Annotated in this window: 24 protein-coding genes; 20 read left to right on the plus strand and 4 right to left on the minus strand. The window is 33.8% G+C overall.

Features of this window, described 5'->3' with window-relative positions:
* The first annotated feature begins 7 nt into the window (after window positions 1–7).
* The 18 genes from ruvB (at window position 8) to EB239_RS08570 (ending at window position 18,243) form a co-directional block, all read left to right on the plus strand.
* Window positions 8–1,024: a Holliday junction branch migration DNA helicase RuvB gene (ruvB, locus tag EB239_RS08485; RefSeq protein WP_003869756.1), complete on the plus strand. Its 1,017-nt coding sequence runs from the start codon at window positions 8–10 to the stop codon at window positions 1,022–1,024.
* Window positions 1,017–1,229, plus strand: coding sequence for a DUF2905 domain-containing protein (locus EB239_RS08490; RefSeq protein WP_003869757.1), 213 nt, complete (start codon window positions 1,017–1,019; stop codon window positions 1,227–1,229). The genes ruvB and EB239_RS08490 overlap by 8 nt, the downstream gene beginning before the upstream one ends.
* Before the next feature lie 23 nt (window positions 1,230–1,252).
* Window positions 1,253–2,839, plus strand: coding sequence for a SpoIID/LytB domain-containing protein (locus EB239_RS08495; protein WP_003869758.1), 1,587 nt, complete (start codon window positions 1,253–1,255; stop codon window positions 2,837–2,839).
* Between the two features lie 17 nt (window positions 2,840–2,856).
* Complete coding sequence (gene queA, locus EB239_RS08500; RefSeq protein ID WP_003869759.1) at window positions 2,857–3,882, plus strand: tRNA preQ1(34) S-adenosylmethionine ribosyltransferase-isomerase QueA; 1,026 nt, start codon at window positions 2,857–2,859, stop codon at window positions 3,880–3,882.
* A gap of 40 nt (window positions 3,883–3,922) precedes the next feature.
* Window positions 3,923–5,053 carry a tRNA guanosine(34) transglycosylase Tgt gene (gene tgt / locus EB239_RS08505; RefSeq protein WP_003869760.1) on the plus strand — a complete coding sequence of 377 codons (1,131 nt, stop codon included), beginning with the start codon at window positions 3,923–3,925 and terminating at the stop codon, window positions 5,051–5,053.
* The gene (gene yajC / locus EB239_RS08510) at window positions 5,053–5,352 is read left to right on the plus strand and encodes a preprotein translocase subunit YajC (RefSeq protein WP_003869761.1); all 300 of its coding nucleotides are present in this window, start codon (window positions 5,053–5,055) and stop codon (window positions 5,350–5,352) included. The genes tgt and yajC overlap by 1 nt, the downstream gene beginning before the upstream one ends.
* An 88-nt stretch (window positions 5,353–5,440) precedes the next feature.
* Window positions 5,441–5,833 (plus strand): TIGR04086 family membrane protein, encoded by a 393-nt coding sequence (locus tag EB239_RS08515; RefSeq protein WP_003869762.1) that lies wholly within the window; start codon window positions 5,441–5,443, stop codon window positions 5,831–5,833.
* Between the two features lie 55 nt (window positions 5,834–5,888).
* Window positions 5,889–6,026 carry a six-cysteine ranthipeptide SCIFF gene (gene scfA / locus EB239_RS08520; protein WP_003869763.1) on the plus strand — a complete coding sequence of 46 codons (138 nt, stop codon included), beginning with the start codon at window positions 5,889–5,891 and terminating at the stop codon, window positions 6,024–6,026.
* A 65-nt stretch (window positions 6,027–6,091) separates the two neighbouring features.
* Window positions 6,092–7,477 carry a thioether cross-link-forming SCIFF peptide maturase gene (gene scfB, locus EB239_RS08525; RefSeq protein ID WP_003869764.1) on the plus strand — a complete coding sequence of 462 codons (1,386 nt, stop codon included), beginning with the start codon at window positions 6,092–6,094 and terminating at the stop codon, window positions 7,475–7,477.
* Window positions 7,458–8,015 (plus strand): gamma carbonic anhydrase family protein, encoded by a 558-nt coding sequence (locus tag EB239_RS08530; RefSeq protein WP_004401822.1) that lies wholly within the window; start codon window positions 7,458–7,460, stop codon window positions 8,013–8,015. Before scfB ends, EB239_RS08530 begins: the two co-directional genes overlap by 20 nt.
* A gap of 19 nt (window positions 8,016–8,034) precedes the next feature.
* Window positions 8,035–9,270, plus strand: coding sequence for a protein translocase subunit SecD (secD, locus tag EB239_RS08535; RefSeq protein WP_003869766.1), 1,236 nt, complete (start codon window positions 8,035–8,037; stop codon window positions 9,268–9,270).
* A 12-nt stretch (window positions 9,271–9,282) separates the two neighbouring features.
* A complete protein-coding gene (gene secF, locus EB239_RS08540; protein WP_003869767.1) occupies window positions 9,283–10,194 on the plus strand; it encodes a protein translocase subunit SecF in 912 nt (303 codons plus the stop codon).
* 82 nt (window positions 10,195–10,276) lie between these two features.
* Window positions 10,277–11,944, plus strand: coding sequence for a 2-polyprenylphenol 6-hydroxylase (ubiB, locus tag EB239_RS08545; protein ID WP_003869768.1), 1,668 nt, complete (start codon window positions 10,277–10,279; stop codon window positions 11,942–11,944).
* 8 nt (window positions 11,945–11,952) lie between these two features.
* Window positions 11,953–14,400, plus strand: coding sequence for a single-stranded-DNA-specific exonuclease RecJ (recJ, locus tag EB239_RS08550; protein ID WP_003869769.1), 2,448 nt, complete (start codon window positions 11,953–11,955; stop codon window positions 14,398–14,400).
* A 13-nt stretch (window positions 14,401–14,413) separates the two neighbouring features.
* Window positions 14,414–14,935, plus strand: coding sequence for an adenine phosphoribosyltransferase (locus EB239_RS08555; RefSeq protein ID WP_003869770.1), 522 nt, complete (start codon window positions 14,414–14,416; stop codon window positions 14,933–14,935).
* A gap of 44 nt (window positions 14,936–14,979) precedes the next feature.
* On the plus strand, window positions 14,980–17,139 hold the full coding sequence (locus tag EB239_RS08560; RefSeq protein ID WP_003869771.1) for a RelA/SpoT family protein: 2,160 nt from the start codon (window positions 14,980–14,982) through the stop codon (window positions 17,137–17,139).
* Window positions 17,140–17,150: 11 nt separating this feature from the next.
* Window positions 17,151–17,600: a D-aminoacyl-tRNA deacylase gene (gene dtd, locus EB239_RS08565; RefSeq protein WP_019907629.1), complete on the plus strand. Its 450-nt coding sequence runs from the start codon at window positions 17,151–17,153 to the stop codon at window positions 17,598–17,600.
* 10 nt (window positions 17,601–17,610) lie between these two features.
* A complete protein-coding gene (locus tag EB239_RS08570; RefSeq protein WP_003869773.1) occupies window positions 17,611–18,243 on the plus strand; it encodes an MBL fold metallo-hydrolase in 633 nt (210 codons plus the stop codon).
* Between the two features lie 29 nt (window positions 18,244–18,272).
* On the opposite strand, the gene EB239_RS08575 is transcribed toward EB239_RS08570, so the two are convergent.
* Genes EB239_RS08575 through EB239_RS08590 form a run of 4 tightly spaced genes read right to left on the minus strand, consistent with a single transcriptional unit; the run spans window position 18,273 to window position 21,826 of the window.
* Window positions 18,273–19,481 (minus strand): ABC transporter permease, encoded by a 1,209-nt coding sequence (locus EB239_RS08575; RefSeq protein WP_003869774.1) that lies wholly within the window; start codon window positions 19,479–19,481, stop codon window positions 18,273–18,275.
* A gap of 12 nt (window positions 19,482–19,493) precedes the next feature.
* Window positions 19,494–20,186 carry an ABC transporter ATP-binding protein gene (locus tag EB239_RS08580; RefSeq protein WP_003869775.1) on the minus strand — a complete coding sequence of 231 codons (693 nt, stop codon included), beginning with the start codon at window positions 20,184–20,186 and terminating at the stop codon, window positions 19,494–19,496.
* A complete protein-coding gene (locus EB239_RS08585) occupies window positions 20,186–21,367 on the minus strand; it encodes an efflux RND transporter periplasmic adaptor subunit (RefSeq protein ID WP_003869776.1) in 1,182 nt (393 codons plus the stop codon). The genes EB239_RS08580 and EB239_RS08585 overlap by 1 nt, the downstream gene beginning before the upstream one ends.
* Before the next feature lie 18 nt (window positions 21,368–21,385).
* Window positions 21,386–21,826, minus strand: a complete 441-nt coding sequence (locus EB239_RS08590; protein WP_003869777.1) for a MarR family winged helix-turn-helix transcriptional regulator — start codon at window positions 21,824–21,826, stop codon at window positions 21,386–21,388.
* 193 nt (window positions 21,827–22,019) lie between these two features.
* Between EB239_RS08590 and EB239_RS08595 the strand changes: the two genes are divergently transcribed.
* Window positions 22,020–23,297 (plus strand): transposase, encoded by a 1,278-nt coding sequence (locus EB239_RS08595; RefSeq protein ID WP_003869069.1) that lies wholly within the window; start codon window positions 22,020–22,022, stop codon window positions 23,295–23,297.
* Between the two features lie 665 nt (window positions 23,298–23,962).
* Window positions 23,963–25,219 (plus strand): histidine--tRNA ligase, encoded by a 1,257-nt coding sequence (hisS, locus tag EB239_RS08600; protein WP_003869779.1) that lies wholly within the window; start codon window positions 23,963–23,965, stop codon window positions 25,217–25,219.
* Window positions 25,220–25,223: the final 4 nt, after the last annotated feature.

Below are 25,223 nucleotides of genomic sequence, written 5' to 3' on the forward strand. Positions count from 1 at the left end.
GAATTGAATGGAGGAGAGAATACTAACTCAAAGTTTTACACAGGAAGATGCCTCTGAATACAGTTTGCGTCCTAGGTGGCTTTCTGAGTATATAGGTCAGCAAAAGATAAAAGAGGAATTAAAAATTTACATAGAAGCCGCTAAGATGAGAAAAGAGCCCCTTGACCATGTCCTACTATATGGTCCTCCTGGCCTTGGAAAAACGACTTTAGCCACAGTAATTTCTAATGAAATGGGAGTAGGAATAAAAATAACCTCAGGTCCTGCTATAGAAAAGTCGAGAGATTTGGCAGCCATCTTAACTAATTTACAGGAAAATGACATACTTTTTATAGATGAGATTCACAGGCTTAATAGAAGTGTAGAAGAGATTCTATATCCTGCAATGGAAGACTTTGAATTGGATATAGTAATAGGAAAAGGCCCAAGTGCCAGGTCTATAAGGCTTAGTCTTCCGCGCTTTACTTTAATTGGGGCTACGACAAGGGCTGCTCTTATGACTTCTCCTTTGAGAGACAGATTTGGGGTTATAAACCGCTTGGATTACTATTCAGTGGAGGAATTAAAAGAAATAATTAAAAGGTCAGCGAATATTTTAAACATTGGAATTGATGAAGATGCAGCTTTGGAGATTGCTAAAAGGTCACGGGGGACTCCGAGAATTGCCAATAGACTTCTAAAACGGGTGAGAGATTTCGCACAAGTAAGAGGAAATGGATACATTGATTTTAAAACTTCCAAAGAAGCGCTGGACGTATTAGGTGTAGATGAGATGGGATTAGAATACATTGATAGAAAGATTTTGGTTTCTATTATAGAAAAGTTTGGCGGTGGTCCTGTAGGAATCGATGCTATTGCTGCATCAATAGGAGAAGATGGGGATACAATAGAGGATGTTTATGAACCTTATCTTTTACAAATAGGTTTTTTAAACAGGACTCCGCGAGGAAGAGTTGTTACAAAATTAGCTTATGATTACCTTAAATATCCTTATATAGAACAGGGGAGGATAGAAGGTGTTTGATAATTTTGGTAAAATGTTGATATTTATGGGAGCTATATTAATTTTAATAGGGGTGCTTTTTTCTGTAGGTTCAAAAATTGGTTTAGGACGTTTGCCGGGAGATATAGTTTATCAAAAAGGAAATTTCACTTTTTATTTTCCTATTATGACAAGCCTTTTATTGAGCCTGTTTTTAACATTAATTTTTTGGCTTTTTAGAAGATAACATATGAAAAGGGGTTGTATTTTGTGAGGTTGAAAAAATTTATAATAGGGAGTATAATTAGTGTCATGATTTTAACTCTCTCACCTTATCCTACCGTGAATGCTGATATCAGCATTCCGAAGGTTATAAAAGTAGGGCTTTTTTATGGACAAACTGCGAAATCTTCTTACCAGCTTTCTTCTCCCGGAGGTTTTAATTTTGCTTATCAAGACAATACAGGAAATTTGATTAATATTTTTAGCACCAGCATGCAAAACATACAAGTTGCAAAAGATGATAATTTCTATTTAATGGTGGGAAGCTATGATAATCTGGACATGGTGAATGCTGATTACGCTAAAATAGCAAACCAAATTCCGAATGCTTTTATAGGATTTGATGGCAAATATCATGTATACATAGGACCTTATTTGGCGCTTCCGGATTTGCAATCTGCCTATGAAATTTTTTCCAAAAATTATACCAATATATCCAAAGTGTTGCCGGATAAAAATATTTTAATAAGCAATGGGACAAAAAACCTGTTTTTATTTAATATGAAGGATGATTTATATGTAAGTAAACTTAATCCTGATGGCATGCCCCTTGCGATAGAATCAAAACGTTACAGAGGCATGTTTGAATTTAGAAGGCAACAAGACAGTGACATGACTGCTATAAATGTTGTGCCATTGGAAGAATATTTATATGGTGTTGTGCCGGCTGAGATGCCGGCATGGTGGAATATAGAAGCTCTAAAAGCCCAGGCAGTTGCAGCGCGAACTTATGCAGCGAAAAATATAGGGAGATATGGAAAATATGGATTTGATTTGACAGATGATGATAAAACACAAGTTTACAAAGGGTATGATGGAGAATCTTCTTCTACAAACAAAGCGGTAGATGAAACAAAAGGTGTAGTCGCTATATATCAAGGAAGTCTTATAGATGCCCTTTATCATTCCCACAGTGGGGGATATACCGAAGACAATAATAATTATTTTTCTGCTGATGTTCCTTACTTAAAAGGTGTGGAAGATAAATACGTTTTTGGCTATAGCAGTGCTAATGACAGTTGGACAGTCACTTACACAAAAGACCAGATAAAAAACCTGCTGTTAAGTAAAGGACAGGATATAGGAGATATAGTAGATGTAAAGGTTACTGAGAAAAGCTGGACTGGAAGAGCGATTACTGTCACTATTTATGGTACAAAAGGGACTTTCGCATTGAAAAAAGGAGATATACGATCTTTTTTTGGACTAAAAAGCACTATGATTGATATAAAGGGCGATGGCAGCAGTGAATTTGAAGTGTACGTGACTTCTTCTTACAGTGATTCGCAAAAAGTTTCTTTAAATGAGATAAATATTCAAAATAATGAAGGTATAACGAGGGTTTCTAAAGATACCCTTTATGTTGTAGGAGCAAATGGTATTAAAGAATTAAAAAAGACAGACAAGCCCAGTGAAGTTTATACTATAAAAGGCAGTGGTTATGGACATGGGGTAGGGTTAAGCCAGTATGGGGCAAGAGGACTGGCGGACCATGGGTATAATTACATTTATATTTTAAAATACTATTACAAAGGTATTGAGGTATACGATACTATAAACAATAAAACTCTGTAAAAGGATGGCGCAAAAAAATGAAACGCAGCGAGTTTTACTTTGAATTACCAGAAGAATTAATTGCACAAGAACCTTTAGAAGATAGGTCTAGTTCTCGTTTAATGGTTTTAAATAGAAAAACTGGTGAGGTTCAACACGATATTTTTAAAAATATAACAAAATATTTAAAAGCGGGAGATTGTCTTGTTTTAAATGATACAAAAGTTATTCCTGCGCGCCTTATAGGACGAAGACAAGACTCAGGAGGAAAGATAGAATTTGTTCTTTTGAAAAGATTATCAGTAAATGAGTGGGAAACGTTAGTAAAGCCTGGCAGAAGAGCTAAAGTAGGGACAAGAGTTGTTTTTGGAAATGGAGAATTGGTTGCGGAAATTTTGGACAATACAGAAGTTGGAGGAAGAGTAGTAAGATTTTATTATGAAGGTTTATTTGAAGAAGTATTAGATAAATTAGGAGAAATGCCTGTGCCACCTTATATCAAAAAGAAACTAAAAGACAAAGAGAGATATCAAACTGTCTATGCAAAATATGAAGGTTCTGCAGCTGCTCCTACTGCAGGGCTTCATTTCACAGAAGAGTTATTAGAAAAAATAAGGCAAATGGGAGTAAAAACTGTTTTTATTACCCTTCACGTAGGGTTGGGTACTTTCAGACCAGTAAAGGAAGAAATAATAGAAAATCATAAAATGCATGAAGAGTTTTACATTGTTACAAAAGAAGCAGCTGAAGAAATAAATGCTACAAGAGAAAAAGGTGGTAGAGTAATAGCTGTTGGAACTACTTCTACTCGTACTCTCGAAACTGTAGCTGATGAAAATGGCTATATAAGAGAAAAAAGTGGTTGGACTGATATTTTTATATATCCCGGTTATAAATTTAAAGCTATTGACGGCATGATAACAAATTTTCACTTACCTGAGTCCACTTTAATTATGATGGTGTCAGCTTTTGCAGGTAAAGAAAACATAATGAGGGCTTATAAAATAGCCATTGAAGAGAGATATAGATTTTTTAGCTTTGGAGATGCAATGCTTATAATTTGAGCAGTTGATTACGAATCAAAAGGTAGAATAGGAGGATATAATGGCAGCAATTAAGTATCATCTCATAAAAAAAGACAGTAAGACTAAGGCGAGATTAGGAATATTAGAGACTCCCCATGGAATTATAGAAACGCCTGTATTTATGCCAGTAGGAACACAAGCAACTGTGAAATCTATGACTCCTGAAGAATTAAAGGAAATTGGAGCGACGATTATTTTAAGCAACACTTATCATCTTTATCTAAGGCCGGGGCATAAGATTATAGAAAAAGCTGGTGGCCTTCATAAATTTATGAATTGGGATAGAGCAATTTTAACAGACAGTGGAGGATTTCAAGTTTTTAGCTTGAATTCTTTAAGAAAAATTACAGAAGACGGTGTAGAATTTAGGTCTCATATAGATGGCTCTAGGCATTTTTTTACTCCCGAAAAAGTAATAGAAATACAAAATGCTTTAGGTTCGGATATAATGATGTCTTTTGACGAGTGTGCACCTTATCCTGCAGATTACGATTATGTAAAAAAATCTATGGAACTTACTATTAAATGGGCTGAAAGGGGAAAAAGAGCCCACAAAAATACTGAAAAACAAGCTCTTTTTGGAATTGTCCAAGGAGGGACCTATGAAGATTTAAGAAAAGAGTGCGCTCAAAGATTAGTAGATATGGATTTTCCTGGATACTCTATAGGTGGATTAAGCGTAGGAGAACCAAAGAATGTAATGTACGACATTGTAGATTTAACTACAGAATATTTACCTGAAGACAAACCGAGATATCTTATGGGGGTGGGAAGTCCTGATGACCTTATAGAGGGAGTAATACGAGGAGTTGATATGTTTGACTGCGTGCTTCCGACGAGAATTGCTAGAAATGGGACAGTTTTTACCAGCAAGGGCAAATTAATAGTAAGAGATGCTCCTTATGCGGAGGACTTTTCTCCTTTAGACGAAGAATGTGATTGTTATACTTGTAGAAATTATTCAAGAGCCTATATAAGACATTTATTTAAGGCTAATGAAATTTTAGCAGCAAGGCTTGCTACTTTACATAATCTTTATTTTCTAATTAAGTTGATGGGAAAAATAAGAGAAGCTATAAGGCAAGACCGGCTGCTTGAATTTAAAAAAGAGTTTTTTAAAAAATATTATAGGAATAAGGAGGAGTATTGATGGATCCACAAACGACTTATGTAATTGTTGAAATGCTTATTTTTATTGCAATCTTTTACTTTTTGTTGATTTTGCCCCAACAAAGGCGCCAAAAGAAAGAGAGAGAAATGCTTGATTCTTTAAAACCTGGCGATGAGATTATTACAAAAAGCGGCTTTTATGGTAAGATCTTAAACATCAAAGACGATGTGATAACTTTAGAAATGGGAGCAGATAAGGTGAGACTAAAGATTGCAAAATGGGCAGTTGGAGGAGTTATAAGCTCAGCCAGTGACAAAAACGAAAAAGAAGAAAAGTGATAAGATGCGGTTTGCCGCGTCTTTTTTTATGTACTATGTTTAAAATAAAAAGCATACATATTAGTAAGAAAACTGTGGGGGTGAGACTTTGAAGGGAAGGTTTGGCATGGAAAAGGGAACTGGCATAAATATTACTGGAATTTTTACAGGAGTTTTAATAGCTTACATTATCACTCTTAGTTTTTTCATAATTTACGCTTTGCTTTTGACCTTTACAGCTGTATCTGAATTAACTTTACCTACCCTTACTTTATTAATAACCATAATAGGTATAGTTTTATCAGGTGCCTTATCTGCAAGGCATACCACCAACAAGGGTTGGCTAAATGGAGGAATTGCTGGTATTTTATATGTAACCATTATGTTAGTTTTAGGAGCATTTTTTGTAAAAGAATTAGGGCCTACTTCTTCTTGGGCAGTAAAATACGCTTGGGGAGCTGTTTTAGGAGCTTTAGGTGGTATGATAGGCATCAATTTATAGCTTCAATTCCTTCTCTTTATGTGTTATAATAAATCAGGAAGAGGAGGGAAGAAAAATGAAGCATGTTATAACAATTAACAGGCCAACGTTAAAAAATAGCTTAAAAAAGCCAGGCTGTGGCGAATGCCAGGCATCTTGTCAATCAGCTTGTAAAACATCTTGCACTGTAGCAAACCAAGAATGTCAATACTAATACATAATACTCAAAATGGCAGTAAAATAGTTACTGCCATTTAAACTTGCAATGGAGGTTAAAAAATGTCAGAGTTAATGCATAAATTTAAAAGACTGGGAATGAATATTGTAGTAGATCCGGTAAGTGGCTCTATCCATGTGGTAGACGATATTATTTATGATATTTTGGACTTTTACGAAAATCACTCAAAAGAAGAAATTGTAAATTTACTTCAACATAAATATAAAAAAGAAGATATACTGGAAGCTATTGCAGAAATTGACGAATTAAAAGAAAAAGGGCTATTATTTTCAGAAGATATATATAAAGATATTGCAGTGTCGAGAAATGATTCTGTTATAAAAGCGATGTGTTTAAATGTTGCTCACGATTGCAATTTAAGGTGCAAATATTGTTTTGCTTCTACTGGGGATTTTAAAGGTAGTCGCAAGTTGATGGATTTTGAGACGGGCAAAAAAGCAATCGATTTTTTAATAAAAAGTTCTGGGAAAAGGCAAAACATTGAAGTCGATTTTTTTGGCGGTGAACCCCTTTTAAATTTTGAAGTAGTCAAGCAATTAGTAGAATATGGAAAACAGAAGGCAAAAGAAAACAAAAAGACTATCAAATTTACTATAACAACTAACGCAGTACTCTTGGATGACGAAAAAATAAAATATTTTAATGAAAACTTTTCTAATGTGGTACTTAGTTTAGATGGAAGAAAAGAAGTAAATGACAACATGAGAATACGCGTAGACGGCAGTGGAACTTATGATACAATAGTTCCCAAAATAAAAAAGTTTGTTGAGTCAAGAGGGAAAAAGGAATACTATGTTAGAGGGACTTTTACTGCAAAAAATTTGGATTTTGCCAATGATGTGTTGCACATTGCTGATTTAGGAGTTTATGAAATATCTGTAGAGCCGGTAGTTGAAAAAGAAGATAAAGAATATACCTTAAAGGAAGAGCATTTAGAGAGAATTTTAAATGAATATGACAGATTAGCAGAAGAATATATAGAGAGATACGAAGAAGGAAGGCCTTTTTCTTTTTATCATTTTAAAATAGATTTAGAAGGAGGGCCTTGCGTTAAAAAAAGGCTTCAAGGCTGTGGTGCTGGCTTCGAGTATATAGCGGTGACTCCCGATGGGGATATTTATCCTTGCCATCAATTTGTGGGTATTGAGGAATTTAAATTAGGAAATCTTGAAGAAGGTATAACTAATAAAAAATTACAGCAAAAATTTATGGAAAGCGATATTTACAAAAGAGAAGAATGTACAAAATGTTGGGCAAGGTTCTATTGTAGTGGAGGTTGCTTTGCAAATAACTACAACATAAATGGAGATATTAATAAACCTTATGAGCTGGCTTGTGAAATGCAAAAAAGGCGTTTTGAAAATGCGATTGCCATAAAAGCATATCAAATGCTAAAGGGTGAGGAAAATGATTATAAAGGAATATAAGGGTATGAAACCCAAAATAGATGATGAGGCGTATATAGCGGAAACAGCAGAGGTTATTGGAGATGTAGAAATAAAAAAAGATGCAAATATATGGTATGGGGCTGTGCTAAGAGGAGATATAGATAAAATAGTTGTTGGAGAAGGAACTAATATACAAGATAATTGTGTTGTACATGTTACAGAGGGACATCCCTGTTATATAGGAAATTACTGCACAATAGGACATGGGGCGATAGTCCATGCTTGCAAGATAGGAAATAGTGTGCTAATAGGTATGGGAGCAATTATATTAGATGATGCAGAAATAGGAGATAATTGTATAATAGGAGCAGGATCACTAGTGACAGGAGGTAAAAAGATTCCTGAGGGCAGTCTTGCTTTTGGGAATCCTGCAAAAGTTATAAGGAAACTTACTCAAGAGGAAATTGAAAATATTCATCGCTCCTATGAACATTATGTAGAATTAGCAAAATTGCATTTTTCTAACTTTGGGCAATTGACCGTTTACAATAAAAGTAATATAATAGAAAATAGTTAAACTACGAAGGAGGATTCGAATGAGAAGTAGAGGTTTTATCAAATTTTTTTCTGTAATCATTGTTGCAGCAATAGTTGCATATATAGCCTTTTTTGGAATAAAGGCAGGCAATTATTCTATAAGCCCAGTACAGGATCACATGAGATTGGGGCTAGACTTAAGAGGAGGCGTTTATGTATTAGAAGAAGCACAAGGTAATGTTACACAAGATGCGATAAATAAAGCTATTGCAGTCATAAGGAACAGGGTAGATGCTCTTGGCGTGACACAGCCTGTAATAAGTCAACAGGGGTCAAATAGAATTCGTGTAGAGTTGCCTGGCATGAATGACCCTGATAGGGCAATAGAGATAATAGGTAAAACTGCTCAATTGAAGTTTGTTGGTCCAGATGGTCAGGTTATTTTAACAGGTGCTAATGTAAAAGATTCAAAAGCAGTATATGCTCAAACTCAAACAGGAATCCAGCAACCAGAAGTTACGTTAGTACTTGATGCTGAAGGAACAAAAAAATTTGCAGAAGCCACTCAAAAATTTTTAAATCAACCTATTGCAATAGTTTTAGATGATAAGGTAATATCAGCTCCGACAGTGCAAAGTGTTATCACAAATGGAAATGCGGTGATTACTGGTTTGAAGGACTTCCAAGAAGCATCTGAATTAGCTACACTTATAAGAGCTGGTTCTTTGCCTGTCACATTAAAACCCATAGCTTATAGTTCTGTAGGTGCAACGTTAGGTCCGAGTGCTTTGAATGCTAGCTTAAAAGCTGGTATATACGGTACTTTACTGGTTATGTTGTTTATGATAGCTTTTTATAGATTACCTGGTTTTGTAGCAGACTTAGCCTTATTAATATATATATTAATAAACTTCATCGTTTATGCGTTATTTAATATAACATTAGATTTGCCAGGTATTGCAGGTTTCTTATTGTCAATAGGTATGGCTGTCGATACTAATATTTTAATTTTTGAAAGATTTAAAGAGGAATTGTGGGCAGGTAAAAGCATAAGACCTGCTTTAGATGCCGGCTTCGCGAAAGCTTTTAGGGCAGTATTTGATGCTAATATAACCACTATAATTGGAGCTATTATCCTTTTCTACTTGGGTTCAGGAAATGTTAAAGGATTTGCTTTAACACTTCTAATAGGTGTGACATCCAGCTTATTCACAGCTATAACTGTAACGAGATTTTTGTTGCATGCGCTTCTTGATATGGACTTGACAAAGAATATAAAACTTTATGGAGCATAGGAGGGGAATTGAGTGAACCAACATAGATTTCATATAGATGTCATTGGCAAAACGAAAATTTGGTTTGCGATATCAGGGATTATGATTTTAATTGGCGTAATAGCTATGCTTGTAAATGGATTTAATTGGGGAATAGATTTTACTGGCGGAACAATAATGGAGTTTAAAATTGGCAAATCTTTTGATACGAAGGATATAATTAAAATTTTAAACGAATATAAAGTTAAAGACTATCAAATACAAAAAATAGGGACAAAAGGTGATCATGTTTCAATAAAGACAAGTCCTATTTCCAATGAAACGCGGCTTTCAATAATAAAAGATATCGAAAAAAAATACAACTTAACAGAAAATGACTTAATAATGTCACAGCAAGTTGGGCCTTCTTTAGGAGCTGAGATAAAATTTGGAATGATACTAGCGCTTTTAGTAGCTTCTGCAGTGATGCTTACCTATTTAGGCTTTAGATTTAATTTTGAAATGAGCTTGGCAGCAGTTGTTGGATTATTGCATAATGTGATAATATTAATTTCAATTTACGCTATTTTCAAAATAACAGTAGACTCGCCTTTTATAGCGGCTCTTTTGACAGTATTTAGCTATTCTCTTCACGATACTATTGTAATTTTTGACAGAATAAGAGATAATTTAAAAAGTATGAGAAGATCTGATTATGCAGAAATTGCGAATGTGAGCATAAACCAGACTCTTACACGGTCGATAAACGTAGTTTTGACAGTATTAATTATGCTAGTTTTAATGTATTTCTTAGGACCTAAGGCATTGAAAGATTTCGCATTGCCTTTACTTATTGGTATAACTTGGGGAGCATATTCTTCGATATTTATCTCTACTCCTCTTTGGGTATTAATTAAAAATAGGGAAAAGAGAAGAAAAACCTCTAATAAACCTGCAAAAGCTTAAGTTTAAGTAATATAAAAAATATAGTGGCATAATATCTCTTTTCTGAGAGATAATGCTACTATATTTTTATTGAGGTGAAACGATGAATTTGCCTTTTATTTTTAGAAACAAAAAAATTGCCAAAAGGTATAGAGAAATATTGAAGGTTTTAACAAAAAATGGCTTTGGTTTTATTTCTGATATTTTGTTAAAAGGTGGACATATACCTTTTCATATACTGAAAAGTCATGATTACATGGAAGTTGGAGAGAGGATTAGGAAAACATTGGAGGAATTAGGTCCTACTTTTATAAAAATGGGACAGCTTTTAAGTACAAGAGGAGACCTTATTCCTCATAATATTTTGTTGGAACTTGCTAAACTTCAAGATGATGTAGAACCAGAAGACTTTGTAGCTATAAAGAATATTTTAGAAAGTGAATTAAAAGGCAAAATATCAGATTTTTTCATTTATTTTGATGAAACTCCTATTGCTTCAGCTTCTATTGGACAAGTTTATAGGGCAAAAATTAAAGAAGGGAAAGATGTCGTTGTTAAAGTACAGCGTCCAGAAGTATCCCAAAAGATAAATGCTGATATAATAATTCTAAAGAATATTGCTAAAATTTTGAATGAGCGTATAGTTGATGCTCCTTTGGATTTTGTAGAAATTGTTGATGAATTAGCCGAATCTCTTCTCAATGAATTGGATTACACACAAGAAGGGAATAATGCCGAACGCTTTAGAGAAAATTTTGAAAAGGAAAGTTATATCTACATACCTAAAGTATATTGGGAATACACTACAAAGCGCGTTCTTACAATGGAGTACGTAGAAGGTATAAGTGTAAAAAATAGAGATTTACTTGTTAAAAAAGGCTTTGATTTAAAGAAAATTGCAAGAGAGGGAGCATGGGCTATATTTTTACAAGTTTATGAATTTGGCCTTTTCCATGGAGATCCTCATCCTGGCAATATATTAATCACAAATGATGGCAAAATTTCTTATATTGATTTTGGAATTGTAGGCTACCTTGATAAATCCTCAAGGGAAATGATAATTGACCTTTTTAAAGCTTTTGCTGAGAATGATATTGAGGAAGTAATAGAAGTTTTATCGGATGTAGGGGCCATAAGGCCTGATACTAACCTTAGAACTCTTAAGTCTGATTTGAGCCATATAATAAATTATTTTTACAACACTCCACTAAAAAATATCAGTGTGAACGATTCAATGAGGAAAATAATGTCAACTGTTTATAAGCACAAGCTGATCTTGCCTCCAGAGTTTACTTTACTCCTCAAGTCTTTAGCTACAGTAGAAGGTGTGGGCAGAAGCTTAGATCCCGATTTTAGCATTTCTAGTGTAGCAAAAGATTTTATAAAGCAGGTATATTTGAGAAATATTAGTTTAACTAAAATATTAAAAGAAAACTCCAAAGATTTACATAAAGCAATAATAGTATTGAGAAAACTTCCTTCTAAAATCCAAAGTATAATGACAAAGCTTATAAAAGACGATATAAAAGTGAGAATAAACATTGATGAAAGTGAAAGCTTGCGTTACGATTTAAATATTATGGTAAATAAAGTTATTGTAAGTATCATAGCATCAGCATTGATTGTAGCTTCTTCATTGGTTTTGACATTTCAAGGGGGATATAAAGTTTTCGGCTACAATGCATTGGGGCTTTTTGGTTATGTAGTTGCTTTATTTCTATGTTTGTGGGTCTTCTACCGAATCTTTATAGTTGAGAGGAGAAAAAAATAGGAGAATTTGTGGGTGATTTGATGTCCAAAATTTACAGGTGGATTTTGAAGGAAAATCCAAATCTTCAACTTACTCAAGAAATACAAAGAGAATACGGGTTACACAAAATAATTGCTGATATACTTTCATCAAAATTAAATGCCCAAGAAGTTAAGAATTTTTTAAATCCTGATTTAAAAGATTTGTATTCTCCTTATCTCCTGAGGGGTATAAAAGAGGCAAAAGAATTGATACAACAACATATCGCCTTGAAGGATCTAATCACCATTTACGGTGATTACGATGTAGATGGAATTACTGCCACCTCTGTTTTATATTTAACCTTAAAAAAATTAGGAGCAAAAGTGGATTATTATATACCGGAAAGATTAGTTGAAGGATATGGTATAAATGAAGAAGCAATAGATAAAATTGCACAAAGAGGAACAAAACTTATAATTAGTGTAGATTGCGGTATAACCTCTGTTAAGGAAGTGGAAAAAGCCCAATTTTTAGGAATAGACGTGATAATAACTGACCACCACAGTATCCCTAAGGAGATACCACAAGCAGATGTGGTGATAAATCCCCATTTGCCTGATATTGAATATCCTTTTTGTGACCTGGCAGGGGTAGGGGTTGCTTTTAAACTGTCACAAGCTCTTATTGGAGAAGAAGCTTATGAACTTTTGGATATTGTTTCAATAGGAACTATTGCAGATATTGTCCCTTTATTAGGAGAAAATAGAATAATTGTAAAAGAAGGACTAAAAAGACTAAATGAAACACGAAATATAGGTTTAAAAGCCCTCATAAAAGCTTCTGGATTGCAAAATATTGAGATTGATGAATATCATGTGGGATTTATATTAGCTCCTCGCCTCAATGCTGCAGGGCGATTAAGAAGTGCAGAAGCGGCTGTGAGGTTATTGATAAGCCAAGATGAAAAAGAAGTAAAAGAGATAGCAGAATATTTAAATCAAGAAAATTTAAATAGGCAACAAATAGAAAATCAAATACTTCAGGAAGCAATCAAAAAAATAAAAGAGACGGTTGATTTAAATAAGGAAAAAGTAATTGTACTGTGGGATAAAAATTGGCATCCAGGTGTTATTGGAATTGTGGCATCCCGGATAACAGAAAGGTTTCATAGACCTTCTATACTTATAAGTTTAGGAGAAGGGGAAGGAAAAGGTTCAGGGCGAAGCATAGAAGGCTTTAATTTGTATAAAGCATTAGAATACTGTAAAGATTATTTGATAAAATATGGCGGTCATGAAATGGCTGCTGGAATAAATATTGAAAAAAACAATTTGGAGATTTTTAAAACTAAGATAAATGAATACGCTGCTACGGTGCTTAGTGATCTTGATTTAATTCCAAGTTTAAGAATAGATGCAAAGGTTAAAAATGAAAAGATAGATATAGAAATAGCTAAACAAGTTCAAAGGTTTAAACCTTTTGGCAGCAATAATCCTCGGCCTAATTTTTTATTTGAGGGTTTGACAGTTACAAAAGTATTTGACTTAAATGGTGGAAAATACAAAAAAATCATCGCACAAAAAGACAAGTTTGGGTATGAGCTTATGTTATTTGATGTATCAGACCAGGGAAACGATGTAAAAATAGGAGATATAATAGATGTTGTGGGAAGCATTGAAATAAACAGCTGGAATGGTATAGAGTCAGTAATGATAAATGTAAAAGATTTAAGAATTAAGTTACCTTTGTTTTCCTATTATAAAAACTTGAGCAAAATCATGGTAGAGTATCATCCCGAGAAAAAAGAGATAGACAAAAAAGTTGATTATATAATTGACCAAAGAGGAATTAATAACAAGTGGGAATATGTGCTAAAACTTTTTAAAAGAGAAGGCAAAACGGTTGTCATAGTAAATACAGTTGTAGAACTTAAGTCATTACTTAGATATCTCAGAAAAGAAAAGTTTTTGGATTTTTCATTATGTAATGGAGATTGTGAAAAGGAAAATGGTATACTATTTTTCCCAAATTCTTTAAAACCATTGAAGTACTATGATGATATAATTATTTACGATATACCATTTAAAAAAGAAATCTTTTACCGCATCCTTTCTCATTCACAAGGAAAGAGGATTCATTTAGTTTTTAAAGAAGCAGATATATATTATAACTTAAAATCCTTTGACGAAATTTTTCCTCAAAGAAAGGACTTTATTAAACTTTACAAATTTATAGAAGAAGGAAACAACATTTTATTTAAAGATCATTTGCATCCACAACTGAATTTAAATCCAATAAAATTTTCATTTTGCATAAAAGCAATGAAAGAAATAGGATTGATAAATGTAAAAGAACGTGATAATATTTTTATGTTAAGTAATAATTCTGTGTCACAAAAGGTTAATATTGAACAAACTCAAATAATGCAACAGATATTTTCAGCTAAAAAAGAGTTTATTGAATTTGCCAAGTTCATTGTCAGCCAGAAAATTTAAGGAGGTTTTTGTAATGACGCTGGAAGAAATTAAAATGATGATTAGAGAAATACCTGATTTTCCTAAAAAAGGAATAAAATTTAAAGATATTACACCTGTTTTAAAAGATGCGAAAGCTTTTAATTATTCTATAGAAATGCTGGCTAAGGCATTGGAAGGGAGAAAATTTGATCTCATTGCTGCTCCGGAAGCAAGAGGCTTTTTGTTTGGAGCGCCACTGGCTTACAGATTAGGAGTAGGATTTGTTCCTGTAAGAAAACCGGGTAAATTGCCGGCAGAGACTTTAAGCTATGAATATGAACTGGAATATGGAACAGATTCTCTTGAAATACACAAAGATGCTGTTTTAGAGGGACAAAGAGTAGTGATAGTCGACGATTTGTTGGCGACAGGAGGCACAATTTACGCTTCTGCAAAATTGGTGGAAAGCTTAGGGGGAATTGTAGATTCTATTATTTTCTTGACTGAATTAACTTTTTTAGATGGTAGAAAAAAGCTTGACGGATATGATATAATTTCATTAATAAAGTTTTAATCAAAAGTGGCTTTGAGCCACTTTAATTATAAGGTGTGATAACTATGTTGGACAAAGTGATAAATAGGATAAAAAAATACATGGGTGATGATGCAAATTTAGAGTTAATATACAAAGCTTATGACTTTGCTGTAAATGCCCATGAGGGCCAAATGAGAAACTCAGGAGAGCCATATATTGTTCATCCCATAGAAGTTGCATATATTTTGGCTGACCTGGAATTAGATATTACCACTATTGCAGCAGGCCTTTTACATGATGTAATAGAAGACACAGATGTAACTTATGACCAATTAATGGAAAATTTTGGAAAAGAAATTGCTGATTTGGTTGATGGAGTTACAAAACTTGGTAAAATAGAATACAAGAGCAAAGTAGAGCAACAGGCAGAAAATATGAGAAAAATGCTTATAGCAATGGCAAAAGACATTAGAGTGATACTCATAAAACTGGCTGACAGGCTTCACAACATGAGAACTCTCAAATATTTACCTCTTGACAAACAAAAAGAAAAAGCGGAAGAGACTTTAGAGATTTATGCCCCTATTGCTCATCGCTTAGGAATATCTAAGATAAAATGGGAATTAGAAGACTTGTGTTTGAGATATTTGCATCCGGAGGAGTATTATGACCTCGTAGAAAAGGTTGCTGCCAAAAGAAAAGAAAGAGAAGAGTTTATACAAAATATCATAACTACAATTAAAGAGAAATTAAAAGAAATGGGAATACAAGCAGAAGTAGATGGGCGACCTAAACATTTTTACAGTATCTATAAAAAGATGAAAACGCAAAATAAAACTTTCGAGCAAATTTACGATTTGTTAGCAGTGAGGATAATTGTTAACACCGTAAAAGACTGTTACGGCGTATTAGGAATTGTGCATACTTTATGGAAGCCAATTCCTGGAAGATTTAAAGATTATATCGCTATGCCAAAACCTAATATGTATCAATCCCTTCATACTACAGTAATAGGTCCTAAAGGAGAACCTTTTGAAATACAAATAAGAACATGGGAGATGCACAAAACGGCAGAATACGGTATTGCAGCCCATTGGAAATATAAAGAGGGTAAGACTACAGAGGACGAATTTGACCAAAAGCTTTCTTGGCTTAGGCAGCTTTTAGAATGGCAGAAAGAGTTAAAAGATGCAAAAGAGTTTATGGAAACATTAAAAATTGATCTTTTTACAGATGAGGTTTTTGTCTTTACTCCTAAAGGGGATGTCATAAATCTTCCAGCGGGGTCTACTCCTATTGACTTTGCGTACAGCATACACACTGAAATAGGTCATCGATTAAATGGTGCTAAAGTAAACGGTAAAATAGTCCCTATAAATTATCAATTAAAAAACGGTGATATTGTTGAGATATTAGTAAGTCCAAATAAAGACAGAGGTCCAAGTAGAGACTGGCTCCAGATTGTCAAAAGTTCTCAAGCGAGAAACAAAATCAGACAGTGGTTTAAAAAAGAAAAAAGAGAAGAAAATATCGCTCGCGGCGAGGAAATGTTAGAAAGAGACCTCAGGCGTCATGGAATACAACCTGCTATGATAAAAAGTGAGATATGGGAGGAAGTGCTTAAAAAACTCAACATTCACACAATAGAGGATTTATATGCAACAATTGGTTATGGAGGGTTAACTTTAAATCAGGTAATACCGAGAATTAAAGAAGAAATCAAAAAATCTCAGAAAGAAATAGGTTTAAAGTCCGTTCCAATTGATAAGGCTGGAAAGAAAAAAGAGAAAACAGGCGGAACGGGGGTCATTGTAAAAGGTGTAGACAATGTAATGGTGAGGTTTGCAAAATGTTGTTCTCCTGTTCCGGGTGATGAAATAATAGGTTATGTGACTAAAGGAAGGGGTATTTCTATTCACAGAAAAGATTGTCCCAATATAAAAGAATACCTTTTTGATAGGAACAAGATTGTAGAAGTAGAGTGGGATCAAGGTAAGAACATCGCTTATCAAGCTGATATACAGATTATGGCCAATGATAGATTTGGGCTTTTAACAGAAGTTACAAGTGTTCTTGCAGATGTAAAAATTGCTGTAAAAGCTGTCAATGCGAGAACAACGAGAGACAATATTGCAATTATAAACTTAACTTTAGAGATTACTTCAAAAGAGCAACTAGAAAAAGTTATGAATAAATTAAAAGCTTTAGAGGGAGTAATGGATGTTTACCGATTAAGTGCATAGAGGTGATTTTGTTGAGAGCAGTTGTTCAACGGGTGACTCGGGGAGAAGTTAGTGTAGATGGCCAAGTGATAGGTTCAATAGGGAAAGGATTTGTTGTTTTAGTAGGTATTTCTGTTGATGATACAGAAGAAGACGTAGCCTATATGGCGGATAAAATAGTAAATTTGCGTGTTTTTGAAGATGAAGAGGGAAAAATGAATTTATCTCTTTTGGATGTAGGAGGGGAAATACTCCTCGTTTCTCAATTTACTTTGTTGGGGGATGTGAGAAAAGGGAGAAGGCCTAATTTCATGATGGCTCAAAAGCCGGAAGAGGCTTTGAAGTATTTTAATTTATTAGTAAATGAGATTGAAAAAAGAGGTGTGAGTGTCAAAACAGGTAAATTTCAGGCCATGATGAAAGTATTAATTGAAAATGACGGGCCTGTTACTATACTTATTGATTCTAAAAAAATATTTTAGGAGTGAGTTTATGAAAATACAAAGGTATATGGTAGGACTTTATGGAGCCAATTGCTATATTGTTTCTGACGAAGAAGAGAGGGAAGCAATTGTAATAGACCCAGGGGAATATTCATCTGAAATACAAGATTATATTATTACTAACAATTTAAATGTAAAATATATTTTACTCACACATGGGCATTTTGATCACATAGGTGGAGTAGAAGAGCTAAAAAAACTAACTCAAGCAAGAGTTGCCATTTCAAAAGAAGACGCTCCTATGCTTTTAGACCCTAGTTTAAACTTATCTGAAATGGTCTATAAAAAAATACTATGCAATCCTGCAGATATTTTATTAAGTGACGGTGATACTTTAACTTTTGGAAAATACAGCGTAGAAGTTATATACACCCCAGGGCACACAAAAGGAGGAGTGTGTTTTAAAATTAATAATGTATGTTTTACCGGCGATATCCTATTTAAAGGCTCTATAGGAAGATACGATTTTCCAGGAGGAGATTTTTCTACTTTAATGGACTCTATAAAAAATAAACTTTTAGTTTTAGGAAATGATGTTACAATATACCCCGGTCATGGGGACTCTTCAACTATTGGCAAGGAAAAGAGACTTAATATGTTTTTAAGGGATTTGATGGAGTGAAAAAGCAAGAGGAGGTTATTCCTCTTGCTTTATTCATATCGTAATGCTACAATTGGGTCTAATTTGGCGGCTTTTTGTGCGGGATAGATTCCAAAGAATATCCCTACTGCTGTTGAGAAGAGAAAAGCGATTAATATTGTATTTATTGAAAAGACTGGAGTTATATCAATAAAGGGCCCGACTATATTTGCTAAAATATACCCTAAGAAAATACCTATTGCTCCACCTATAAGAGAAATTGTAACTGCTTCAATCAAAAACTGTGTCAATATGTCCTTTTGTCTTGCTCCTATTGCTTTTCTTATTCCTATTTCTCTTGTGCGCTCCGTTACAGATACAAGCATTATATTCATAATCCCTATTCCACCGACTAAAAGAGAAATACCCGCAATGGCACCTATGACAGCTGTAAATATTCCTAATATTCTATTAAATTCTTCCAAAAAACTTATGAAGTTTTCTGTCTTGTATTTGTTTTTGTTGTGATGTAATGATTCTATCAAACGCACGGCTTGGGAGGATGTTTCATCTAATTGGTTTTGGTTATAGGTCATTACGTAAATTTGCGAGATATTAACGTCTGGAAAAATTTTTTGTGCGTAAGTTATTGGAATTGCAGCTATTACAGGTATTTGATCAGCTATTGACCCGCCTAAGCTTTTTAAATTTCCACTGTCAATGACGCCAATTATCTTTGCTGTGTCAAAGGAGGAATAGCTGCCTATTTTGATGCTTTTTCCTACGCAATCTTCATAGCCAAAAAGTTCTTTTGCTGAGTCTTTATCGATAAGTATTACGTTTCTTCCTAAAAGAATATCTTTTTCATTTAAAAATCGTCCATAGATTACTTTTAAGTTAGAAACATTTCCATAATCAAAATCTGTAGCTATAAAAAGGGCTCTTTTAGTAACTTTGTCTGTTTTGGCAAGTCCCATTTTTTCTGCAATTGGCGCAGCGTATTTTACAGAAGACAATCTTTTTCTAATCATTTCTACATCTCTAATAGCTAATCTATCGCTATCTCTAATTTCTACGTCATTTCTTGTTTTAATAGAAAACACATTTACACCGATTTTTTCAAATTCACCTAATATAGCCTTTTGGCCACCTGCTCCTAAAGAGACAATTGTTATAACTGAAGCAATGCCTATTATAATTCCCAACATCGTTAAAAAAGCTCTCAATTTGTTACTCAATATGCTGTCAATTGCCACTTTTACTGCTTCCCAAATATACATATTTATCACCTGCTAATAAGTTATTCTGTTTGGAACAAGCGTATCTTCTATAATATTTCCATCTCTTAAGCGGACTATCCTTTTTGCATGATTTGCAATATCTTGCTCATGTGTAACCATTACTATTGTAGTACCCGATTCATTGAGTTGATAAAAGATTTTCATTATTTCAATGCTAGAAGCTGTGTCAAGATTTCCTGTTGGTTCGTCTGCTAGCAAAAAAGAAGGATTCATCACAATAGCACGGGCAATAGCAACTCTTTGCTGCTGCCCTCCTGATAGCTCATTAGGTTTGTGGTGTATTCTTTCACTTAATCCCACTATTTCTAAAGCTCTTAGGGCTCTTTGCCTTCGTTCTTTTGATGGTATTTTGGCGTACAACATTGGCAGTTCTACATTTGCCAGTGCGTTCAATTTGCTCAAAAGGTTAAAAGATTGAAAGACAAATCCTATCTGACGATTTCTCAAATAAGCTAACTGGTCATCGCTTAGGGTTGATACTTCAGTTCCATTGAGTTTATAACTTCCAGATGTAGGTTTATCTAAAAGGCCTATAATGTTCATTAAAGTGGATTTGCCAGAGCCAGAAGGACCGACAATTGCTACATATTCACCTTTATCTATTTTTAAAGATACGCCTTTTAATGCATCAACTTGTATCTTTCCAAGATTGTACACCTTTTTTACATTGCTTAGCTCAATCATCAGTCCTTCCCGCCCTTTACGCTAACTTTTGTGCCATCTTCGATAGAACTGGTGGGGTTTAGTATGACTTTTTCACCAACATTTACTCCACTTATGATTTCTGTCTCTAGATCAGAAGCGAGACCGGTTTTTACTTTCTTTTGTTTAGCTATGCCATTTTCTACTACATACACAAATTCATTGCCATTTTTATCGCTTACGATTGCTTCTGATGGAACTTTTATTGTATCTTTCTTTTCGCCAATTTTTATATCAACATCCACGTTAAAACCGGGCTTTATTGTGCCATCATTGTTTAAAAGGTCCACATAGACTTTTACTACATTATCTCCTCCTGTTTGAGTAATTACTTTTGTTGCAGTAGGACTCACTTTGCTGACTACTCCTTCAAAAGTTTTATCTGCAAAATGTATGTAGGCTTTTTGCCCTTCTTTTAAATTTACCGCATCATAAGGGTTTACATCAAGTGCAATTTGCAAGTTGTTTAAGTCTTCTACTGCAATTGCAGGAAATTGAGAGGAGGTAAAATAGCTATTATCTTTGGCATTTACTATGGTTACTGTCCCATCAAATTCAGCAATAACATATTTTTGCTGTTTATACATATTTTGCTTTATATTTTTGAGATTTAATTCTGCAATTTCTACTTGTTTTTGTTGGAGTTTTATTTGGTCGTCAAGGCTAAGAGAAGAAGTTTGTATCTGAGAAGTGGAGGGTTGTTGTACTGTACTTTCTCCCGAAGGGAGTTGTTGTGGCAAAGAGGTATTTGGAATTTGAGCTGCGACTTGGGATTGTTGTGACTGTTTTTCTTTTAATTTTTTTAATGCATCCAGTTGCATTTGCGCCATTTCCAGTTGTTTTTGTGCAATTTGATATTGTATAGATAAATCTTGTGTTTCTAATTCTAGAAGTTTATCTCCTTTTTTTACATTATCTCCAACGGATACATAGACTTTTAAAACTTTAGTGGGAGATAATATGTAATATTCTTGTTTGGACTTTGATTCTACTACTCCTGTGGTAGAGAATAAAGAAACTATATCACCTTTTTCAACTTTAGCAGCATTTACCTCTACAGTGGAAGCAGAGTTTTTGTTTTTTATAGAGATTGCATAAACGGTAGAAGCCACAATTGCTAATATGACTAAGACTATTAAAAACGTTTTTACACTGTTTTTCATAAAGCACCACCTTCAAAATTATAGTTCTTCTTTAATTTTTTGCAATATGCTTTTTAATGTTTCTATTTCTTGGGGAGAGAGTTTTTCAAAAATTGGCTGTAAAACTTTCATTCTAAAGTCTACTAAATGTTTATATATATCTTCTCCTTTTTTTGTTAAAGAAATTTGTATTTTTCTTCTATCTTCTAAATCAAAGTCCCTTTGAACTAAACCTTTTTCTACAAGTTTATCTACTATACTTGTAAGGGTACTGGGAGAAATATCTAGTTCTGAGGCAATATCTTTCATGTATATTGGAGTATTTTTATTCTCACTTAAAACCATTATTACTTGTTGTTCTCCAATTGTGAGGTCTTTTTGAAATTCAGAGAGGTTGTTTGCTCTCAATTGGTTGTTGAGTTTTTGTCTAATTGTACGCAACAAATCATATAAAAGCTTACTATCGCAATCCTTGTTCATAAAGTTTCACCCCAAAAATTTTCAATATATAGACTTGTGCAAAATTCAGAAGCCTTAATTTAAGCCATTCTACAGACATACTTTTTTCCTATCACTCTTGAATTTTTTATCTTTTATGTAGGATTTCCCCTCCCATTTGTCGAATTATTATATATACACTATAAAAAATTTTTTAAGAAGGAGGAAATTCTACATGTACCAGCTTCAATTGCTTTTAAATATACCTGAACTCTTTACCTCTCAGTCTAAAATTGATTTCTATTCTTCTATGTTTGAAAATCTTGACCTGTCTTCAATACCTGAATTCCCTTCCTCTAGTCCTGGCCGTAAGGGTTATTCTCACCATGCACTTTTTAGAGCTTTTATTGTCATGAAAGCTGAAAGATTCGGCACAATTTCTGACCTTTTAGATTATCTCCGCAATAATCTTATCATTGCTCATCTTTGTGGCTTCGACATTTCTAAACCTCTTCCTTCTTATTGGACTTTTCGCCGTTTTATTAATGACTTCTCTCATGATTATTTGACCTCTATTTTTCAAAATCAGGTCAATATCCTCAAAAATATGGGTATTATCTCCGGTGAGTTTATTTCCATGGATTCTACCCCTATTAAAGCTAACACTAAGTTAAATAACCCTAAGTCTTTTTCTAAAAATAAATTCTCTAAAGATAATCAGCCTAAGTCAGATAAGGATTGTAAATTAGGCGTTTATTCTGCTTCTAACGATTCTTCTAATAAACGCTATAAGTTTTATTGGGGCTATAAAAATCACATTATTGTTGATGCTATCTCTGGTTTACCCATCGCTGAAACTACTACCCCCGCTGATGCCCCTGATTTTGAAGCCGCTTTATCTTTGCTTGAGAAGACTAATAAGTGGTTTAACCTTAAGTATGTTAATTTTATTGCTGATAAAGGCTATGATGTTAAGAAACTTTATAATTATGTTAGAAATATTCTCCACGGTCATTGCTTTATTCCTCTTAACAAGCGTAATTCTAAAAATCCCCCTCTGACTGATGATGGTTATATGGTCTGTGAAGCGGGTATTAAAATGCTTAAAGATGGCAAGCAATATTTTGATGGTTTTATTAAGCAAAAATTTGTTTGCAAGTTCTGTAATTCTAAGGATGATTCTGCCTGCCCTATAAATCATCCTAAATATTTTAATGGCAAAAAGCATAGAGGCTGTACTAAGTATGCTATTATATCTTCTGATTATAGGTCCTCTATTAATAGAGACTCCCTATATTTTAAGGCCGTCTACAAATTGAGAATTGAATCAGAAAGATATAATTCCCGCTTTAAAGCTCTGGATTTTGAAAAGGCTTATGTTAGAAATATTAATTCTGTGAGCAACCTTAATACTTTTGGCCATATTACTTTGCTTACTGTCGCTATTGTAGCTATTAAATTGGGCAAATATGATGAGTTTAGATCTCTTGTTGCTTTGATGCAATCGGCCTAATTTTTATTGAATCTATTTCATGCCATTTTTTAACATTTGACTTCTACAGGATATTTATGCCCTTTTTTAGCTCCTCTTTTTGTCTTTTCTTTTCCCTTACCACTTCCTTTATGTTTGATTGTCAGTGTTGATTACTATATATTGTATGTAATACATATTTTGGTTTTTGATTATGATTATTTTAATTAATTTTGCACATCCCTATTTTCAATATAAAATATTTTGTATATAAAAATATTAACTCACTAAAATTTTTTTGTCAATAGCTGGGTGAGATATTATAAAAGTATAAAAAAGACATTGTAGAACAATGCCCAATTAGCGATAAAAATATAAAAAGATAATTGTGATTGACAGCTAATAATAGTATAATGTATAATATCAAATAAAATGAGGGATAAATGCGATGACCAGGAGAGTAGCAATAGCAGGTATACAGGGAGAAGATACCGCGACTGAGAGTATCTTTATACTTATGCTATTGTGAATGACACCTGTGAGCAGACCAGTCGATAATGTAGGCTGGCTCCGTGAACCTGCGTTAAGGGAATGAGTCCAAATCAGGGTGGCACCACGGGATTTAACCTCTCGTCCCTGCAAATTGTTGCAGACGAGGGGTTTTTAAATGTATAAAGTTTTTACAAAATGTAAAAGGAGTTGGTAAAATGCTTACAAAAGCGCCAAGAGGGACAAAGGACATTCTCCCTTCAGAATCATATAAATGGCAATATATAGAAGGACTCATAAGGGAGATATGTGATGTTTACGGTTTTAAAGAGATAAGAACGCCTGGCTTTGAACATACTGAGTTGTTTTTAAGGGGAGTAGGGGAATCAACCGACATTGTGAGAAAAGAGATGTACACTTTTACTGATAAAGGTGGGAGAAGCATTACTTTAAAGGCTGAAGGTACTTCTCCAGCTGTAAGAGCTTTTATAGAGCACAATTTGTACGCAGAAACACAGCCTACCAAATTGTACTATATAACTCCTGTTTACAGATATGAAAGGCCTCAATCAGGAAGGTTAAGAGAACATCACCAATTTGGAGTAGAAATTTTTGGTGCTAAAAGCGCTTCTGCAGATGCAGAAGTTATAAGTGTTGCTATGACTTTATTAAAAAAATTAGGGCTTAATAATTTGGAGCTTAGAATAAACAGTATAGGATGTCCTGTTTGTAGAAAAAATTATAATAAAGTACTTAAGGATTTTTTAAGGGACAATTTGGAGTATTTGTGTGATGACTGTAAAGTCAGATATGAGATAAATCCTTTGAGGGTGTTGGATTGCAAAGTAGAAAGTTGTCAGAGGATAACCAAAGATGCCCCTCTCATTACAGATTATTTGTGTGATGATTGCAAAAGTCATTTTGAAGAGCTACAAAAGTATTTAGATATAATGGGCTATGATTATATAATTGACCCCAGAATTGTGAGAGGACTTGATTATTATACCAAAACTGCTTTTGAAATAATTTCAAAAGACATCGGAGCTCAGGGGACTGTATGCGGTGGAGGAAGGTATGATGGCCTTATAGAAGAATGCGGAGGGCCTTCTATGCCGGGAGTAGGTTTTGGAATGGGGTTAGAGAGGCTCCTTATTACATTAGAGCAAAATGGCATTGAGATTCCTAAACCTGAAGGTGTAGACTTGTTTATAGCTTATGTTGGGGAAGAAGCAAAATTATTTACTTTTGCCCTTGCTAATAAACTGCGATTTAATGGATTAAAAGTAGAAAGAGATAACATGGATAGAAGTTTAAAAGCACAAATGAAGTACGCAAATAAGCTTAATGCGAAATTTGCTATTGTAATAGGAGAAGAAGAGATGAAGGAAAACAAAGTTAAATTAAAGGATATGAGAGTTGGAAGCGAAGTAGAAATATCCATTGATGAGATAGAACAAAGGATAAAAAATATATAAACGG

The sequence above is a fragment of the Thermoanaerobacter ethanolicus JW 200 genome, from assembly GCF_003722315.1.
Lineage (GTDB): Bacteria > Bacillota > Thermoanaerobacteria > Thermoanaerobacterales > Thermoanaerobacteraceae > Thermoanaerobacter > Thermoanaerobacter ethanolicus.